Source organism: Nitrosomonas halophila, assembly GCF_900107165.1.
In the GTDB taxonomy this organism is placed as follows: Bacteria; Pseudomonadota; Gammaproteobacteria; order Burkholderiales; family Nitrosomonadaceae; genus Nitrosomonas; species Nitrosomonas halophila.
This window is the reverse complement of record NZ_FNOY01000003.1, coordinates 1-17,557: the sequence shown is the minus strand read 5'-3', so window position 1 is coordinate 17,557 and position 17,557 is coordinate 1. Positions and strand designations below refer to the sequence as shown.

Annotated in this window: 18 protein-coding genes and 1 tRNA gene; 5 read left to right on the top strand and 14 right to left on the bottom strand. The window is 52.9% G+C overall.

Going from position 1 to position 17,557, the window contains the following annotated elements; all coding sequences use genetic code 11:
- Positions 1-19 precede the first annotated feature (19 nt).
- The 10 genes from nuoG to tpiA all read right to left on the bottom strand — a co-directional run bounded on the left by nuoG (position 20) and on the right by tpiA (position 8,380).
- Positions 20-2,419, bottom strand: a complete 2,400-nt coding sequence (gene nuoG, locus BLV85_RS01145; protein WP_090411260.1) for an NADH-quinone oxidoreductase subunit NuoG — start codon at positions 2,417-2,419, stop codon at positions 20-22.
- A gap of 67 nt (positions 2,420-2,486) precedes the next feature.
- Positions 2,487-3,764 carry an NADH-quinone oxidoreductase subunit NuoF gene (nuoF, locus tag BLV85_RS01140; RefSeq protein WP_090411258.1) on the bottom strand — a complete coding sequence of 426 codons (1,278 nt, stop codon included), beginning with the start codon at positions 3,762-3,764 and terminating at the stop codon, positions 2,487-2,489.
- Entirely contained in the window at positions 3,761-4,237 is a 477-nt protein-coding gene (nuoE, locus tag BLV85_RS01135) for an NADH-quinone oxidoreductase subunit NuoE (protein ID WP_090411256.1), read from the bottom strand. The genes nuoF and nuoE overlap by 4 nt, the downstream gene beginning before the upstream one ends.
- An 8-nt stretch (positions 4,238-4,245) precedes the next feature.
- Positions 4,246-5,499, bottom strand: a complete 1,254-nt coding sequence (locus BLV85_RS01130) for an NADH-quinone oxidoreductase subunit D (RefSeq protein WP_090411254.1) — start codon at positions 5,497-5,499, stop codon at positions 4,246-4,248.
- Positions 5,500-5,560: 61 nt separating this feature from the next.
- Positions 5,561-6,181 (bottom strand): NADH-quinone oxidoreductase subunit C, encoded by a 621-nt coding sequence (locus BLV85_RS01125; protein WP_090411252.1) that lies wholly within the window; start codon positions 6,179-6,181, stop codon positions 5,561-5,563.
- Positions 6,182-6,190: 9 nt separating this feature from the next.
- The gene (locus BLV85_RS01120; RefSeq protein WP_090411250.1) at positions 6,191-6,667 is read right to left on the bottom strand and encodes a NuoB/complex I 20 kDa subunit family protein; all 477 of its coding nucleotides are present in this window, start codon (positions 6,665-6,667) and stop codon (positions 6,191-6,193) included.
- A 3-nt stretch (positions 6,668-6,670) separates the two neighbouring features.
- Complete coding sequence (locus BLV85_RS01115) at positions 6,671-7,027, bottom strand: NADH-quinone oxidoreductase subunit A (RefSeq protein WP_090411432.1); 357 nt, start codon at positions 7,025-7,027, stop codon at positions 6,671-6,673.
- 76 nt (positions 7,028-7,103) lie between these two features.
- A tRNA-Leu gene (locus BLV85_RS01110) sits at positions 7,104-7,188 on the bottom strand.
- A 36-nt stretch (positions 7,189-7,224) separates the two neighbouring features.
- A complete protein-coding gene (secG, locus tag BLV85_RS01105; protein WP_090411248.1) occupies positions 7,225-7,596 on the bottom strand; it encodes a preprotein translocase subunit SecG in 372 nt (123 codons plus the stop codon).
- Positions 7,597-7,624: 28 nt separating this feature from the next.
- Positions 7,625-8,380 (bottom strand): triose-phosphate isomerase, encoded by a 756-nt coding sequence (gene tpiA, locus BLV85_RS01100; protein WP_090411430.1) that lies wholly within the window; start codon positions 8,378-8,380, stop codon positions 7,625-7,627.
- Positions 8,381-8,552: 172 nt separating this feature from the next.
- Between tpiA and gpmA the strand changes: the two genes are divergently transcribed.
- The 4 genes from gpmA (at position 8,553) to BLV85_RS01080 (ending at position 13,262) form a co-directional block, all read left to right on the top strand.
- A complete protein-coding gene (gpmA, locus tag BLV85_RS01095) occupies positions 8,553-9,302 on the top strand; it encodes a 2,3-diphosphoglycerate-dependent phosphoglycerate mutase (protein WP_090411246.1) in 750 nt (249 codons plus the stop codon).
- A gap of 390 nt (positions 9,303-9,692) precedes the next feature.
- A complete protein-coding gene (locus BLV85_RS01090) occupies positions 9,693-10,919 on the top strand; it encodes a murein hydrolase activator EnvC family protein (RefSeq protein ID WP_090411244.1) in 1,227 nt (408 codons plus the stop codon).
- Between the two features lie 98 nt (positions 10,920-11,017).
- Positions 11,018-12,433, top strand: coding sequence for a S41 family peptidase (locus tag BLV85_RS01085; protein ID WP_090411428.1), 1,416 nt, complete (start codon positions 11,018-11,020; stop codon positions 12,431-12,433).
- Between the two features lie 43 nt (positions 12,434-12,476).
- Positions 12,477-13,262, top strand: coding sequence for a HesA/MoeB/ThiF family protein (locus BLV85_RS01080; RefSeq protein WP_090411242.1), 786 nt, complete (start codon positions 12,477-12,479; stop codon positions 13,260-13,262).
- A gap of 167 nt (positions 13,263-13,429) precedes the next feature.
- On the opposite strand, the gene BLV85_RS01075 is transcribed toward BLV85_RS01080, so the two are convergent.
- A complete protein-coding gene (locus tag BLV85_RS01075; RefSeq protein WP_090411240.1) occupies positions 13,430-15,193 on the bottom strand; it encodes an ABC transporter transmembrane domain-containing protein in 1,764 nt (587 codons plus the stop codon).
- 143 nt (positions 15,194-15,336) lie between these two features.
- Entirely contained in the window at positions 15,337-15,507 is a 171-nt protein-coding gene (locus BLV85_RS15040; protein ID WP_176973883.1) for a hypothetical protein, read from the bottom strand.
- Positions 15,508-15,678: 171 nt separating this feature from the next.
- Between BLV85_RS15040 and BLV85_RS01070 the strand changes: the two genes are divergently transcribed.
- Positions 15,679-16,197, top strand: coding sequence for a low molecular weight protein-tyrosine-phosphatase (locus tag BLV85_RS01070; RefSeq protein WP_090411238.1), 519 nt, complete (start codon positions 15,679-15,681; stop codon positions 16,195-16,197).
- Here BLV85_RS01070 and BLV85_RS01065 read toward each other — a convergent pair whose 3' ends face one another.
- Together BLV85_RS01065 and BLV85_RS01060 are read right to left on the bottom strand one after the other, a co-directional pair.
- A complete protein-coding gene (locus BLV85_RS01065) occupies positions 16,198-16,902 on the bottom strand; it encodes a hypothetical protein (protein WP_090411236.1) in 705 nt (234 codons plus the stop codon).
- A 505-nt stretch (positions 16,903-17,407) separates the two neighbouring features.
- Positions 17,408-17,557, bottom strand: a 150-nt coding sequence (locus BLV85_RS01060) for a transposase (RefSeq protein ID WP_176973882.1), incomplete at its 5' end; no start/stop codon positions are given.

Sequence of the window (17,557 nt, the reverse complement as noted above, 5' to 3'; positions counted from 1 at the left end):
CAGATCCCGAGTTTAGACCTTATAATTTTTCCAGCTCAATTTCACCGAACATCGCGCCTAACATAGCAGTTTGCGGATATGCACAGGCGAGCCGCACACAGTTGTCAGGCAGACTGTCATCGCGGGTGGTGGTCACTTGAATTGCCTGCTCACCTTGTTTAATCCTGACCGCTTCACCTGCCTGCAGACCCAGCTTATCGAGCAATCCAGTTGAAATGAATGCGACCGGCAGCGCCGCGTCGCGTGTCGCTTGCAATGATGCAGCACGCCGCACAATTGGATCTGCCTGGTAAATCGGTACTTCACCTATTCGCTCGATACTTTTAACAGGGTGCAGGATACTGACAGCATACGTGGCGAGAGAATTATTCAATAGCTGACTCAGCTGCTGACCATCCGGCACAATTTCGGCGCGCACCTGCTCCGATGTCTCATAATCGAATCCATCCAGTTGCAGCAGATTCCCCAGCACACGCAATACCTTCCATGCTGGACGCGTCTCGCCCAGTGGCGGCACGACACCATTGAAACCTTGCAAGCGTCCTTCAGTATTGACAAAAGTCCCCGAAGTCTCAGTAAAGGGTGCTATCGGCAGAATGACATGCGCGTAGTTGGGTACGTTTCCCTGATAGCTGCTCAGGGAAACGACAAAATCCGCTTTGCTCAGAGCCTGTATCGCGCGTTGGGTATCATAACTATCCAGCTCGGGTTCGAGATTCATCAGAATATAACCCCGGCAACCCTCTTGGCTGGATGCTGCCCAGCCGAGCATTTGACCGGCATTCATTCCCGTCGGCGAAGATTCGCTGTCAGCGGCTGTCTGGGTAGTATTCATCCACGGTACGGCACCCGCTACAAATGCTCCGACACTGTTTGCCGCTTCGCCCAATACACCAAAGCTGGCGCCGGTTATCGTGGACAGGGCTTCTGCCAGCGCCAGTAAATCAGCATATTGCGGATGGTGCTGTGCGAGATTTCCGAGGAAGATCGCTGCCGGCGTCTGTTCAATCAGGCTGCCAGCCATGGCTCGTGCGGTTTCGGATACATCGACCGATTCAACTGCGGCCTGTACATTTGACGGAATGCGCGCACCCTTGATGTCAGCAGCCGCTTTCAAAACCTGTGCCAAAACACCCGCCATCGCCGAAGGTGCAACGATGGCACGATGCGCAACCTTGGTCAGCAGATCGTCATTGACCGGATTGATGAGACTCAATTGACCGCCCTGCTTGACAGCTTGCCGCATCCGTTGCGCCAGCAATGGATGATCCTTGCGCAAAGTGCTGCCAATGACCAGCATGGCCTTCAATTCTGAAACGTTGGCAATCGGCGTCCCCAGCCAGGGAATGCCCGGCATGACCGTATCTGCCCGGAAATCGGATTGACGGATACGATGATCAATGTTCTGGCTACCCAGCCCGCGCACCAGTTTCTGCAGCAGATAGAGTTCTTCCAGCGTGCTATGAGGAGAGCCCAGTGCGCCGATAGCTTGCTGGCCATGTTTTTGAATCACCTTCTGTACGCCATCCACGGCAAAGGCCAGTGCTTCCTGCCAGTTACACGCCTGCCATTGTCCGTCGCGTTTGATCAGGGGTGTTCTCAAGCGATCATCCGAATTCAGACCTTCGTAGGCGAACCGGTCTTTATCCGATAACCAGCATTCATTTATCGACTCGTTGTCTCGCGGCAATACACGCATGACTCGATCCTGCTTAACCTGGACAACCAGATTGCTGCCCAGCCCGCAATGCGGACTGATCGACTTCCGGCGCGACAACTCCCAGGTACGGGCCGAATAACGGAAAGGCTTGCTCACCAACGCGCCCACCGGACACAGATCGATCACATTGCCGGACAATTCCGAATCGACCGTCTTGCCAACAAAAGACAAAATTTCGGAATGCTCGCCGCGGCCAGCCATACCCAGCTCCATGATCCCGGCGATCTCCTGACCAAAGCGTACACAGCGCGTGCAATGAATGCAGCGCGTCATGTCGGTTGAAATCAGCGGGCCCAGGTTTTTATTGGTGACAACTCGCTTGGCTTCCTGATAGCGGGAGCCGCTGGAGCCATAGCCTACCGCCAGATCCTGCAGCTGACATTCCCCCCCCTGATCACAAATGGGGCAATCGAGCGGATGATTGATAAGCAAAAATTCCATGACGCCTTTTTGCGCAGTCACAGCCTGCTGAGATTGCGTCGACACCTTCATGCCATCCGCAGCGGGTGTCGCACAGGCAGGCAGGGGTTTGGGTGCCTTTTCCACCTCTACCAGACACATCCGGCAATTGGCAGCAATGGATAATTTCTTGTGATAGCAAAAATGCGGTATGTAAATTCCAACCTGCTTGGCAGCTTCCATCACGGTACTGCCCTTGGGCACGGTTACCTGCTTACCATCAATTTCAATATTAATCATCGGCCGAAAACTCTCGGATTATTGAACGTCAAAAAAATACGTGCGCATGAAACCGTTCGCGCATGACCTACACCATGCATTGCTTATGCTCGATGTGGTAGCTGAATTCATCTCTGAAATGCTGCAACATCGCGCGAACCGGCATGGCTGCCGCATCACCGAGAGCGCAAATGGTACGGCCCTGAATATTGTCTGCCAGATTATCCAGTAAATCCAAGTCTTCAGGACGGCCCTTGCCATGCTCGATACGATGAACAATTCGATAAAGCCAGCCGGTGCCCTCACGGCACGGCGTGCATTGTCCGCAGGATTCTTCGTAATAAAAATAGGACAACCGCTCCAATGCGCGCACCATACAAGTCGTATCATCCATGATGATCACGGCGCCGGAACCCAGCATAGAGCCGGCTTTGGCGATGGAATCATAATCCATGTCGGTTTCCATCATGACATCGCCGGGCAGCACTGGCATGGATGAGCCGCCGGGAATGCAGCCTTTGAGCTTTCTGCCCCCGCGCATGCCCCCAGCCATCTCCAGCAATGTGGCGAAAGGCGTTCCCATCGGAATTTCATAGTTGCCGGGCTTGTTGACATGCCCGGAAACGGAAAATATCTTGGTTCCACCGTTGTTGGGGCGGCCAAGCTGGAGATATTTCTCTCCACCGTGACGAATGATCCACGGCACCGCAGCGAATGTTTCTGTATTGTTGATCGTGGTCGGCTTGCCATACAAACCAAAATTGGCTGGAAATGGCGGCTTGAATCGTGGCTGGCCTTTTTTGCCTTCTATCGATTCGAGTAGAGCGGTCTCTTCCCCGCAAATGTACGCACCATAGCCATGATGGTTGTGCAGTTGAAAACTGAAATTGGAACCCAGGATATTGTCGCCCAGAAATCCGGCAGCACGGGCCTCTTCGACGGCTTCTTCCATGCGTTCGTAGGTTGCCCAGATTTCGCCGTGTATATAGTTGTAGCCAGTGCGAATACCCATCGCATAGGCCGCAATCAGCATCCCTTCGATCAGAATATGCGGGTTGTAACGCATGATATCCCGATCCTTGAAAGTACCTGGCTCACCCTCATCCGAATTGCAGACCAGATATTTTTCCCCTTCATACTGGCGTGGCATGAAGCTCCACTTCAAACCTGTCGGAAAACCGGCCCCGCCACGGCCGCGCAATGCGGATTTTTTGACCTCCTCGATCACTTCCTCGGGAGATATTTTCTGGGACAGAATCTTTTTCAGCGCTGCATAACCGTCGCGCTTCAGATAGCTTTTCAGTTTCCAGTTATCGGGATCGGCAGGATCAACCCCTGCCATGATCGTCTGAACGGATTGAGTCATTTATCTAATTCCTCAAGTAACCGGTCTATTTGGTCGTTAGTCATAAAGCTGCACATTTGCCTATTGTTGACCAGCATGACCGGAGCATCGCCACAAGCCCCCATGCATTCACCCTCTTTAAGGGTGAATTTGCCGTCGGCGGTGGTTTCATTGAAATCGATTCCGAGTTTTTGCTTGAGATAGTCTGCTGCCTGGTTCCCACCCGACAGGGCGCAGGGTAAATTGGTACACACCGTCACTTTATATTTACCGGTGGGCTGCAAGTTATACATATTGTAGAACGTTGCCACCTCGTAGACGGCAATGGCAGGCATGTCCAGGTATTGCGCAACGAAATCCATGGTTTCGGTTGCCAACCAGCCTTTCTCATCCTGTGCGATGGCTAGCGCAGACATCACCGCAGACTGCTTTTGATCGCTGGGATATTTTGCAATCTCCCGGTCTATTTTTTTCAGGGCTTCAGCACTTAACATTGGTTTACTTATCTGTCTATTTCGCCAAATACGATATCCTGCGTACCGATGACCGCCACCAGATCGGCGATCATGTGTCCCCGGGTCATCTCATCCAATGCTGCCAGATGAGCGAAACCCGGCGCGCGGATCTTCAAGCGATAAGGCTTATTGGCCCCATCGGAGATAATATAAATTCCAAACTCGCCTTTAGGATGCTCCACCCCGACATAGGCCTCGCCACGTGGCACATGCATACCCTCGGTGAAGAGTTTGAAGTGATGAATCATTTCTTCCATGTTTTGCTTCATGGATAGACGCGAGGGCGGTGCAATCTTGTGATTGTCGGTAATCACCGAGCCGGGATTGTTGCGCAACCAATCGACGCACTGCTTGATGATCCGGTTGGCCTGACGCATCTCTTCCATACGCACCAGGTAACGATCGTAGCAGTCGCCATTGACGCCCACGGGGATATCGAATTCCACCCGGTCATAGACTTCATAGGGTTGTTTTTTGCGCAAATCCCATTCCACGCCGGAACCCCGCAACATCGGCCCGGTAAAACCCAGCGCTTTGGCGCGTTCCGGGCTGACGACACCGATATCGACCAGCCGCTGTTTCCAGATGCGGTTATCTGTCAACAAGGTTTCGTATTCATCGACATACTTTGGAAATCGGTTGGTAAAGTCCTCGATAAAATCCAGCAACGAACCTTGCCGGTTTTCATTGCGCTGCCGGGTCGACTTCTCGTTGTGTATGCTGGATGGCTGATAGTGCGGCATGCTATCCGGCAAATCCCGGTACACGCCACCCGGCCGGTAATAGGCCGCATGCATCCTCGCGCCCGAGACCGCCTCGTAACAATCCATCAGATCCTCGCGATCGCGGAATGTGTAGAGGAACACGGTCATCGCCCCAACATCGAGCGCATGACAGCCAAGCCACAGCAGGTGATTGAGAATGCGCGTGATTTCGTCGAACATGACGCGAATGTATTGCGCCCTCAACGGCACATCAACCTGCAGCAGCTTCTCGATTGCCATCACATAGGCATGCTCATTAACCATCATGGACACGTAGTCCAGACGATCCATGTAGGGCACTGATTGGACGTAGGTCTTGTTTTCGGCCAGTTTTTCTGTCGCCCGATGCAACAATCCGATATGCGGATCGGCACGCCGGATCACCTCTCCATCCAGCTCCATCACAAGACGCAAGACACCATGCGCGGCAGGGTGTTGCGGTCCAAAATTCATGGTGTAATTACGGATTTCAGCCATTTCTTCGGTTACTCCTGCACTTGCAAACCGGCATTCGGTCTACAGTGATTCAATATCTGCGTCATCCTTCATCCCTGCCATATTGCTCTTCGCGAATCACATAGGGGGTTATTTCGCGCGGTTCAATCGTAACTGGTTGATAAACGACTCGCTTCTGGTCAGGGTCATAACTCATCTCCACATGCCCGGACAACGGGAAATCCTTGCGGAACGGATTACCGATAAACCCGTAATCAGTAAGAATTCTTCTCAAATCCGGATGGCCGCTGAATACGATGCCGTATAAATCAAAGGCTTCGCGTTCGAACCAATTGACTGAAGGCCATATGTTCACGACTGAATCAACCATAGGCAATTCGTTATCTTCCACGAAGACGCGCATGCGCAATCTGTAGTTGTGCGTGACCGAGAGCAAGTGATAGACCACAGCGAAGCGCCTGCCTTCCCGACCGCGTCCAGCGTAGGTATCAGTGGTATATTCGCTGAAATCGACGCCACATAAATCGATCAGCGTTTCGAAGCTCAAGTCAGGATGACTCTGCAGTGTTTGAGCCACACCAAGCAGATCGTCGGGGCGGACTCGAATCGTAAGCTCTCCCAACGCCTGGCTGACATCAGCCAACTGATCACCCAATGCCTGCTGCAAATCCGCAGCAAGTTTATCAAGACGACTATTTGTCATTTCTGGATTCTAGCGCGCGATAGTATTGGTGCGCTTGATTTTGTTTTGTAGTTGAATAATGCCGTACAGCAAAGCTTCCGCCGTGGGCGGACAGCCTGGCACATAAATATCGACCGGAACAATACGATCACACCCCCTCACCACCGAGTAGGAATAATGATAGTAACCGCCTCCGTTCGCACATGACCCCATGGAAATCACCCATCTGGGCTCGGCCATCTGGTCATACACCTTGCGCAACGCAGGCGCCATCTTGTTGCACAGGGTGCCCGCCACAATCATCACATCCGATTGGCGAGGGCTTGGACGAAAAACGATACCGAACCGATCCAGATCGTAGCGTGAGGCACCGGTCTGCATCATTTCCACCGCACAACACGCCAAACCAAACGTCATCGGCCACATTGAGCCCGTACGTCCCCAATTAATCAGGGAATCGAGGTTGGTTGTAACAAACCCCTTGTCAAGCGCACCTTCAATACTCATCGCTCAATCCCATTCTAATGCGCCTTTCACCCACTCGTAGATAAAACCCACCACAAGTATGCTGAGAAACACCAGCATGGCAGCAAAACCAAACCAACCTATCTCGTTCAGAACGACTGCCCAGGGAAATAGAAACGCAATTTCCAAATCAAATAAAATAAATAAAATCGCAATCAGGTAATAACGCACATCAAACTTCATGCGCGCATCTTCAAATGCACCGAATCCACATTCATAGGGAGACAGCTTTTCTGCATCCGGCTTGTTTGGCGCCAGCAACCACCCGGCCAGCATTGCCAATACCCCAATCGACAGCCCTATCAGAATAAACAGCAGGATCGGAAAATAATTTCCAAGCATGGTGTCCAACATTTTGATTCCTAAATTAATCGCATCGAGACTTTTTCGATGTACTTTCCGAGTTCATTGCATTCACTGGTGCCGACGGCGAGAATCGAACTCGCACGGCTTTCGCCACCGCCCCCTCAAGACGGCGTGTCTACCAATTCCACCACGTCGGCATATTACTTGCTGCAGTCCAACTCAACCTGGATTGATTACTCGGGAATTTTCCGCGCCCGTGAAGCAGCATCATCCTCTTCGGTTTCCGGCTGCCGCACGCCATCACCCGGCTCTCCAGTCACAGCCGCTTCGGTTGCATCCAGTTCTATTTTTTGCATCACACTGTCAAGCTCAACCTGGTCACCGGATAAATACGCCAGCGAAAGGCTGGTCATAAAAAACACTGTTGCCGCCATGGCGGTCATCCTGCTCAGGAAATTGGCTGAACCGCTCGCGCCAAACACGCTGCCCGAGGCACCGCCACCGAAAGCAGCCCCCATATCCGCGCCTTTTCCCTGCTGCAACATGATTAAGACAATCATCACCGCCGCAGCGATGATATGCAAAGACCAAACAAGTGTTTCCACTATCTCTCACCCTCAATAATTTTTGCGATTACTGCGCCGCCAGACAAATTGAAATAAAATCCTCGGCAATCAGCGATGCGCCACCAATCAGTCCGCCGTCAATATCCGACATGGCAAACAATTCATTGGCATTATTTGCCTTGACACTGCCACCATAGAGTATCTGCACCTTTGCGGCCACTGCCTCATTATTACTGGCCAGCCTGTTACGGATGAACGCATGCACTTCCTGTGCCTGCTCGGGCGTAGCCGTCTTGCCGGTGCCAATTGCCCACACCGGTTCATAGGCAATGACTGATCGCGCAATAGCTTCGATGCCAGCAGTATTAATGACCGCGTCGAGCTGTTCAGCCACCACCCGCTCGGTTTCGCTCGCCTCGCGCTGAGCCAGCGTCTCTCCGACGCATAGAATGGGGGTCAAACCATGTGACTGTGCGATCCTGAACTTGTCTGCGACCAGTTCGCTGGTTTCGTCATAGTACGCGCGCCGCTCGGAATGCCCCACAATCACGTAGCGGCAACCCAGGTCGGTCAACATACTGGCAGAAACTTCCCCAGTATAGGCACCCTGTTCATGCTGACTGACATTTTGCGCACCCCAGGCGACATTTGTCGCGCTCAGCAAGGCACCAGCCTGTGCCAAATATGGGAAAGGCACGCAGACAGCACAGCCCGCATTCTGCAGCGCACGTGTCCCCGCGACAACCTTTGCCAGCAAAGCCTCGTTCTGCTCCAGGTTTCCGTGCATTTTCCAGTTACCTGCCACCAGCCCTGCGCGCGCCATTTTCTCTCCCATCAAATCAAGTCTGTAAAACCCGAGGATCCTACCCGTGAATCGGGGTTGCGTCAATGCCTGCATGCCCCAAGTTCCGTCGAGATGCTGCGCGTAATGCCAAAATATAATAAAATAGCCGGCTGGTTATTTTATAAAGTACGCTTTTGTTTTTAAGGCCAACATGAAAAAACTCGTTCTCCTGCGACATGGAGAAAGCACTTGGAATCAAGAAAACCGTTTCACCGGCTGGACAGATGTAGATCTGACACCCAAAGGCATCGAAGAAGCCCAAACTGCTGGCAAACTGCTGCGTGATCACGGTTTCGCGTTCGATATCGCTCACACCTCCGTCCTCAAGCGTGCGATTCGCACACTCTGGATTACCCTCGACGAAATGGACCGGATGTGGACACCCGTCGAACTCAATTGGCGGCTCAACGAACGCCATTATGGCGCACTGCAAGGCCTGAACAAGGCAGAAACCGCCCAACAATACGGCGACGAGCAGGTTCTGATCTGGCGGCGCAGCTACGACACACAACCTCCAGCAATGACAGCTGATGACAAGCGCTACCCCGGACTCGATCCGCGCTACAAAGACCTGGCGAAAAACGAAATCCCGCTCACCGAAAGTCTCAAGGACACAGTCGCGCGCTTCCTACCCTACTGGGATCAAGTCATAGCGCCGCAAATCCGGTCCGGAAAAAATGTCATCATCGTCGCACACGGCAACTCCCTACGCGCTTTGATCAAGCATCTCGACCAGATCTCCGATCAGGATATCCTGAACTACAATATCCCGACCGGCATCCCTTTGATCTACGAGCTCGATGATGACTTGAAGCCCATTCAAAACTACTACTTGGGCGAAACGGCCGCGGTCGAACAAGCCATGTTCACAGTCGCCAATCAGGGCAAGGTCAAGGCCTGAACCATCGTCATCCAGGGGCGTGGGTGTATGTAGTTATCATACAATCCGGAACCCTCCCCTGATTGAGCATCATCGGTGTGCCCTGCCCTCTGCCAATGGCAACCATTCGACGCGCGCAGGGCACGGCAAAAAAACCGTCCCTGTTTGCACAGCACATCGGCTGGCACTGTTCGGAATCATGAGAAATGAAACGCCCCCTATGTCTACTCAGAAGCATATAATGTTCTGCAATCGGGCTTTCGTCCAAATTTAAGCGTGAACGAATCATATGACCCATGGAACACACGACCACCAATCGACTGCAGATGCCCAATATTAATACTGTCATCCGGGTTGCGGACAGATCCTACCGAATCATCAAATTGATCCAACCATTAACCCTATAATAAAGTGCGACTGCTGCCCCAAGTCCTCTCGCTACTGCTATTGCTGAACCCGTGCTGCATCCTCTCGTCTGCTGCCGCGCAATCCAATCAGGACAACAAAAAGCAGCTTCGGGACCTGCAGGGACGCATTTCAACCCTGCAGAAGGATTTAGCGCAAAAAGAATCCTCCAAGAATGAGGCCGCCGATGCGCTCCGTGATTCCGAGCGGGCAATCAGCGATATCCAGCGCCAACTCGTCAAGCTTGCCAAGCAGCGGCAAAATGTACAAACACAACTGGCCCAACTGCAAGCGCAATCCGCGCAACTCGAACAGCAGATTAGCCTTAAGCAGGCACAACTCGGCCAACTAATCTATCACCAGCATCTGACTGGGCGCGAAGAGCATTTGCCGTTACTGCTCAAGCAGCAGGATCCGAATGCACTCATGCGCAAGCTGCATTACTACGGTTACCTGGTTCGCGCACGCTCAGAGCATATTGACTCCCTGCGTGACCAGATGCATGAGCTCGATGCCCTGACCAAGGAAAGTCTCGCCAAGCAACGGAAACTGGAACGCATTCAGCAGGCCCAGCTCAGCCAGAAGAACCGACTCGAGCAGGAAAAAACCAAGCGGGCAGCGTTACTGGCCAAACTCTCAGAAGCAATCGAACAGCAGCGCAATGAAATCACCACACTCAGGCAGGATGAACAGCGCCTGACCGAGCTGATTGCACAAATCAACAAACTGCTGGCGCAAAGAAAAGCCGCTGCTGCTGCTGCCGCAGCGGCCAAGCAAAGCAGCAAATCTCCCCGCCTGCGCAACGAACAGCTGCCCGATGCCGGCAAGCAGCGCGGCGTGTTCGCTTCCCTCAAAGGCAAGCTACGCCTGCCCGTGCGTGGGGAACTTGTCAATCGCTTCGGCAGTCCACGTGAAGGCAGCGTCAAGTGGAAAGGCTTGTTCATCCGCGCTCGCGGCGGAAACGAGGTCAAGGCCATTGCAAACGGCCAGGTTGTGTTTGCCGACTGGCTCCGTGGCTTCGGCAATCTGCTGATAGTGGACCACGGTGGTGACTATATGAGTCTGTACGGCAACAATGAAGCAATTTACAAGCGCGTGGGCGACAAGGTCAAAACCGGTGATACCATTGCAGCAGTCGGAAATAGCGGGGGCAATGCAGAAACCGGTCTATACTTTGAATTGAGATACCAGGGCAAACCATTTGACCCATTGACCTGGGCAAAAATAGAATGATTCGGTGAATTCATCAACAATCCATGAGTCCAATGAACATTGAATATAACCAGCACACTCGTAATTTTCCAAAAGATACCCAGCGCGGAGCGAATACAATGCGTAATTTTATGAAAAAAACCAGTTTAATCTTTGTCGGCATGGTTGCCGGAATCATGGTCAGTCTCAATTTCTCTGCCATAGCCGACAAACAAATCAGGGATGAACTGCACACCCTCCCGATCGAGGAATTGCGGGCATTTTCGCAAGTTTTCGGCCGCATCAAGAGCGACTATGTGGAACCGGTAGAAGACAAGAAACTGATTACCGAAGCGATCAACGGCATGCTCGTGGGGCTGGATCCGCATTCAGCCTTCCTCGATACCGAAGAATACAAGGAACTGCAAATCGGCACGCAAGGCGAATTTGGCGGCCTGGGCATTCAGGTCACCATGGAAGATGGCCTGGTCAAGGTCATTTCACCCATCGAGGATACACCGGCCTTCCGGGCCGGCATCAAAACCGGCGACCTGATCATCAAGATCGATAACACCGCGGTCAAAGGCATGACGCTCAGCGACGCAATCAAACGCATGCGCGGCAAACCGGACACCTCCATCGAGCTGACCATCGTGCGCGAGGGCGAAACCGATCCACTGATGTTTGAACTGGTTCGCGCCATCATCAAAATCGAAAGTGTCAAATCCAAACTGGTTGAACCCGGTTACGGCTACGTGCGCATCACCCAATTTCAGGAACGCACAGGAGAGAACCTGGCCGAAGCCATTACCAAGCTCTATCAGGAAAGCGAAATTCCCATGAAAGGCCTGGTACTGGATTTACGCAGTGACCCGGGTGGACTGTTGAACAGCGCGGTTGCCGTATCAGCGGCCTTCCTGCCAAGCGACGCACTGGTGGTATACACCGAAGGCCGGACCAGCGATGCCAAAATGCAGCTGCGCGCCAGCCCGGAATACTATCTGCGCAGCTCCGGCCGGGATTTTCTGGCAAATTTACCAGCCGATATCAAAACCATCCCAATGATCACACTCGTGGATGGCGGCTCCGCCTCGGCTTCGGAAATTGTCGCTGGCGCCCTGCAGGATCACAAACGGTCAGTCGTCATGGGTGCGCAAACCTTTGGCAAGGGATCGGTCCAGACCATCCTGCCGCTCGGCAACAATACTGCCATCAAACTGACCACGGCGCGCTACTATACGCCCAATGGCCAATCGATCCAGGCCAAAGGCATCACGCCGGATATTCTGGACGAAGAAACCAGCAGCAACTCGCGCCTGTTGCGTGAGGCTGATCTGAGCCGTCATTTGAGCAATGGCAAGGAAGACGAAAAAACAGCCACCAAAAAAGCTGACAAACCGTCTGCCAGCAAATCGCCCAAGAAAAAACACGACAAGAAAAAAGAAGGACCGATGGAGTTTGGTTCCAGCGACGATCACCTGCTGGTCAGAGCAATCGACCACCTGAAGTCGCTCATCCAGCAACCGGAAATCCAGACCAGCAAGGCACAAGGCTGATCCGGCACTGACAGCCAGCGAGCAGAGATAGAGGCATATCGTAATGAATGATAGACAGTTATTGCGCTACAGCCGCCATCTCCTGCTCCCTGAAATCGATCTCTCTGGCCAGGACAAGCTGATGCAGTCCAGGGTCATGATCGTCGGTGCCGGTGGGCTGGGTTCACCGGCCGCGCTTTATCTTGCCGCCAGTGGCATTGGCAAATTGATCATCTGCGATCATGACCGGGTCGACCTGACCAACCTGCAACGCCAAATCCTGCATGAAACCGCCGCCATCGGCAGATTGAAAGCCGATTCCGCCCAAGATACGCTGCGGCGTATCAACCCCGATATCGAGATTGTTTCCCTCCCGCAACGCGCCTCCATCGGTCTGTTGACCAAGGAAGTCTACGAAGTCGATGCCGTGGTGGATGCGAGCGACAACTTCGCAGCCCGTTATGCAATCAACCAGGTTTGCCTGAAATACCGCAAACCTTTGATATCCGGCGCAGTCATGCGTTTTGACGGACAAGTCACCGTCTTTGACCTGCGCCAGCAGGAAAGCCCCTGCTACCACTGTCTGTTCCCGGAATCGGGGGAAAGCGAGGATCCCAACTGCGCCCTCATGGGCGTCTTCTCGCCGCTGGCCGGCATCATCGGCTGCGTGCAGGCGGCCGAGACCATCAAAGTATTAATCGGCATGGGTGAAACACTCAATGGCCGTCTCCTGCTCCTGAATGGTCTCAACATGCAATGGCGTTCCCTCAAACTGCAAAAGGATCCCGCCTGTCCAGCCTGCGGTCCAAACCGGACCCGGCGCAGCCAGGTTGCCATTCAATCGTTGTAGGGTGCGCCTGCGCACCATCCAACCGATGTTAAATTACAATCGTCCGGAAAAAGCCTGACTTCGTGCTTTCCAGCTTCGTGAATGATGAGCATGTGCCACGGTCATAATCCATCATCGAATTTATGGTACGCGAGCACACCCCTGATGACTGCCCGGTCCCGCCCGCCTCAGGAAGCATGAAACTGCAATGCCGCCAGACGCGCATACAATTCGTTGGTCGCCATCAGCTCGGCATGCGTGCCAAGCGCCTGCAACCGTCCATGCTGCAGCAGCGCAATACGGTCAGATGACATGACCGTGCTCAAGCGATGCGCGATCACAATCGTCGTCCGGTCGGCACTCAATCTAGCCAGTGCCTGCTGCACCCAGTATTCGCTCTGTGCATCCAGCGCACTGGTTGCCTCGTCCAACAGCAAAATCGGCGCATCGGCCAGAATCGCGCGCGCGATCGCCAGCCGCTGCTTCTGTCCACCCGATAAACCCAGACCGGCATCCCCCAGCCGGGTCTGATAACCCTGAGGCAGGGCCTGAATGAAATCATGCGCAAATGCAGCTTTGGCCGCTGCCTCCACGGCCGCATCGCTGGCATCCGGGCAGGCATAACGCAGATTCTCCCCGATGGTGCCGTGAAACAAGGCCGGGTGTTGCGAGACCAGCGCAAAGCAACGGCGCAGCGCGACCAGATCGAGCTGCCGGATATCCACGCCTTCAAGCCTGATGCAACCGGACTGGACATCGAAAAAACGCAGCATCAAATCAAACAGAGTCGATTTGCCCGCACCCGAAGGCCCGACCAGCGCCAGTGTTTCACCGGGACGCACAGATAACGAAAAATGATCGGTCACCCAAACTTCCGGCCGGGAAGGATAGGCGAAGCACACCTGCTCGAAGGCGATATTGCCCACCACCGGCGGCAATGCCTGCGGATGCAACGGCGAGCGGATCTGGTTCGGCGCTTCCAGCAGCTCCATCGTCCGTTCGGCTGCCCCGGCCGCGCGCTGCAATTCGCCATACACCTCGGATATCGAACCGACCGCCGACCCGACAATAATGCTGTAGAACACAAACGCAGCCAGCTCCCCGCCGCTGATCTTGCCCGCGATCACATCCATGCCCCCCACCCACAGCATCATGCCGATCGCGCCAAACACCAGCACAATCACCACCCCGATCAGCCTGGCACGCTGCAGGGTACGCTGGCGGGCAATGGCGAATGCATCCTCCACATGCTGGTCGAAACGCATTTTGTCCGTCGCCTGATGGTTGTAGGCCTGCACAGTCTTGATCTGCCCCAGCACCTCGCCCACATAAGCGCCCACTGCCGCCACCCGGTCCTGGCTCTGGCGCGACAATGCCCGCACGCGCCGGCCGAACAGCATGATCGGCACAATCACCAAGGGGATGCTGAGCATCACAATGGCAGTCAACTTGGCATTGGTAATGAACAGCCAGATCACCCCGCCTGCCAGCATGATCAGGTTGCGCAATGCCACCGATACCGAAGATCCCACCACCGACTGCAGCAAAGTCATGTCCGCAGTCAGGCGCGACTGGATCTCCAGACTGCGGTTGGCCTCGAAGAATCCCGGATGCAGCTCGACCAGGTGCGCGAAAACCTGACGCCGAATATCCGCAATCACCCGCTCACCCAGCCAGGTCACCCAGTAATAACGCGTGAACGTGCCCAGCGCCAGCAGCCCGACCAACAATAAAAAAATCAGCACATACTGGGTCAGCAAGGCAGGCGATTGGGTGGCAAAACCGCGATCGATCAGCAACCTGATACCCTGCCCGATCGACAGCGTAATTCCGGCAGTCAATAACAGCGCGATCAGACTGAAAACAAGCGGCCCTTTGTAAGGCGCGACATAAGCAGCCATCTTCCTGACAGCTTGCCAGCGGCGACTGGTAATAAACAGATTCTTGATCATTCAGGCAGGAAAGATTGAAACGACGATTGTGATGGATGCCACTAAATTATTTTGGGCTCGGCCTGTTCGAATACTCGCACAGACAGATTTGAAATCAAATACCAGGCATCGAATTATCGCAAGTATTGGCGTAGCCAAAAAAATTATCGCACCCCACCACCCTCAAAACCAGAACCTTTCCACTCCCCGTAGAGTGCACCTGTGCACCGATCCGCCGATACTATGCCACGGATGGCGGTTTTCCTGGCAATGGCAACCATGATTGCCGGCACCTGATCCACCACACCCAGCACAACGGCCACTGTAGGGTGCACCTGTGCACCGTTCCACCGATAGCTGCACCACGGACAGTAAATTTACCAGCAATAGCCGCCGTAATTATCGCAATACCTGAACCGTCACTGAAAACGTTCACGGGCAGATTCTGCTTCACGACTATCGGCGGTATAATCATGTTTTTATTATCGGTTATCGCAGCAAGGCATATGGCACAGTCTAAACCAGAAAAAATCAATGTATTGTTTGTTTGCATGGGCAATATTTGCCGTTCCCCCACTGCGGATGCAGTCTTCAGGCACCATGTCAGGAATGCAGGGCTGGAACAGCTGATCCACATCGATTCCGCTGGCACACATGCCTACCACATCGGCCACCCACCCGACCGGCGCTCCCAACAGGCGGCCCTGAAACGGGGCTACAGCATGCAGGGCCTGCGCGCGCGCAAAGTCGAACAGGAAGACTTCACCCTATTTCACTATATCCTGGCGATGGATCGCTACAATCTCGAACTACTGCAACAAGAATGCCCGCCGCAACATGCCGGTCGGCTGAGCCTGTTTCTACAATACAGCAGCCACTGGCACACCCACCAGGAAGTGCCCGACCCCTACTACGGCGGCAGCCATGGTTTTGAAAGAGTGCTGGATTTGGTCGAGAGTGCCAGTCAGGGATTGCTGCAGCATCTAATCAATACACAACAACTAGCCGGCAAGAAATATCGATAATTAGTGTATATGCTGACGAAGTGAAGCCATCAGAATTTCAACATTCTTGTCTACTGGACCACTTCCATTAATGGTAAATAATGGAACCTGCATCGCTTCGAGCGCTGCGCTCACCTGTGCAACATCCTGTTCCCATTCCGCTAGAATTTTTCTAATCAAGGCTTTATTTTTATTCAGCGCAAAACGCCTGTATGGCTGGTTGTCATGCAGGATCCGCTGAAACGCAATTTTCGGATCGACCTCAACCCGCACGAAAATAATGCTGTTTATATGCATGAGCGGTGCAAGATAAAAATTCCTGACGTAGTCAAACCCGGTCCGGTAAAAATGTATATCCTCATCTATGGTTCTATGCACCAACCATTCATCAAGAATGAACAATCCCGCATCCCAACCTTTGGACAGATCAAAAAATACTGCTGGATAGCGAGATCGCGCCCACCCATTCCTGATAGCGGTAAGACTAAAGCCGGTATGTTCTACCTCATAAATCATCCGGCGCAAGCGATAAGGAAACAGTATCGGCAGGTAACGCAGATCAATACTAAGCTTTCTGGAAAAAGTGAGATCAATTTGACGATACTCGCCACGCTGCGGGAATACAGCGGTATAGCACGAAGATAATCTGTGGAATAAGGCGCTTGCTAAAGTCGTTTTTCCGGAACCGGAAACACCAATGAATTCCACAATTGTTTTATTGTGCATGATCTAATACCCCGTGTTCTCAGAAGAAGCGATAAAAGAATCTATTGCCGCATTTTTGAATATAAAAATAAAATACGTTGCCGAATCCGCTTGGGAATGGGTCGTGCCATAATGTTGCTGAGCTGGTTCAAATAATATAAAAATCGGCTTTTCATAGGCACCCGATAAGCCATACCCTCCTGAATCGCATATCCGCACGGATTACATATCCCACAAGGTTCATTATTACGGGTTGGCGAATGGCAAAACCAAGTTCGTTCTAGCAAGTCCTTAAATCCATTGATATCAGCGATCGTAGACATGTCGGTTTTTGAGAGATGTAGAATAGAAAACCTAAAGTGTCCAAAAATACTTAATACTTCGGGCTCTGCGTCTTCCCTAATTTCATAGCACTCTTCACTATCCACTTGAATCGGTTTGATATTATCTTTACTAAACAACCACCAGCTAAAGCTGGTGGGTTAGTGACAATGACTAAAGTCAGGATACGGGTCTTAAGACCCGTTTAGCTTTCGGTTCTGAAATTATCATCACCTTTAGGTTCAAAATGATGCTCCAAATAGTTTTGAATCATTTCTTCTGTCAGTTCTCCTGATGTTACACAAAAGTATCCTCGCGCCCAAAAATGGCGCCCCCAGTAGCGTTTTTTTAAGTC

What these genes read in the sequence shown, in the direction of transcription:
- BLV85_RS01065 (WP_090411236.1), bottom strand. Translation starts at nt 16,902, where the DNA reads ATGCACAATAAAACAATTGTGGAATTCATTGGTGTTTCCGGTTCCGGA.
- BLV85_RS01125 (WP_090411252.1), bottom strand. Translation starts at nt 6,181, where the DNA reads ATGACAAATAGTCGTCTTGATAAACTTGCTGCGGATTTGCAGCAGGCA.
- BLV85_RS01115 (WP_090411432.1), bottom strand. Translation starts at nt 7,027, where the DNA reads ATGCTTGGAAATTATTTTCCGATCCTGCTGTTTATTCTGATAGGGCTG.
- BLV85_RS01075 (WP_090411240.1), bottom strand. Translation starts at nt 15,193, where the DNA reads ATGATCAAGAATCTGTTTATTACCAGTCGCCGCTGGCAAGCTGTCAGG.
- gpmA (WP_090411246.1), top strand. Translation starts at nt 8,553, where the DNA reads ATGAAAAAACTCGTTCTCCTGCGACATGGAGAAAGCACTTGGAATCAA.
- BLV85_RS01120 (WP_090411250.1), bottom strand. Translation starts at nt 6,667, where the DNA reads ATGAGTATTGAAGGTGCGCTTGACAAGGGGTTTGTTACAACCAACCTC.
- tpiA (WP_090411430.1), bottom strand. Translation starts at nt 8,380, where the DNA reads ATGGCGCGCGCAGGGCTGGTGGCAGGTAACTGGAAAATGCACGGAAAC.
- BLV85_RS01130 (WP_090411254.1), bottom strand. Translation starts at nt 5,499, where the DNA reads ATGGCTGAAATCCGTAATTACACCATGAATTTTGGACCGCAACACCCT.
- nuoE (WP_090411256.1), bottom strand. Translation starts at nt 4,237, where the DNA reads ATGTTAAGTGCTGAAGCCCTGAAAAAAATAGACCGGGAGATTGCAAAA.
- nuoF (WP_090411258.1), bottom strand. Translation starts at nt 3,764, where the DNA reads ATGACTCAATCCGTTCAGACGATCATGGCAGGGGTTGATCCTGCCGAT.
- BLV85_RS01080 (WP_090411242.1), top strand. Translation starts at nt 12,477, where the DNA reads ATGAATGATAGACAGTTATTGCGCTACAGCCGCCATCTCCTGCTCCCT.
- BLV85_RS01070 (WP_090411238.1), top strand. Translation starts at nt 15,679, where the DNA reads ATGGCACAGTCTAAACCAGAAAAAATCAATGTATTGTTTGTTTGCATG.
- nuoG (WP_090411260.1), bottom strand. Translation starts at nt 2,419, where the DNA reads ATGATTAATATTGAAATTGATGGTAAGCAGGTAACCGTGCCCAAGGGC.
- BLV85_RS01085 (WP_090411428.1), top strand. Translation starts at nt 11,018, where the DNA reads ATGCGTAATTTTATGAAAAAAACCAGTTTAATCTTTGTCGGCATGGTT.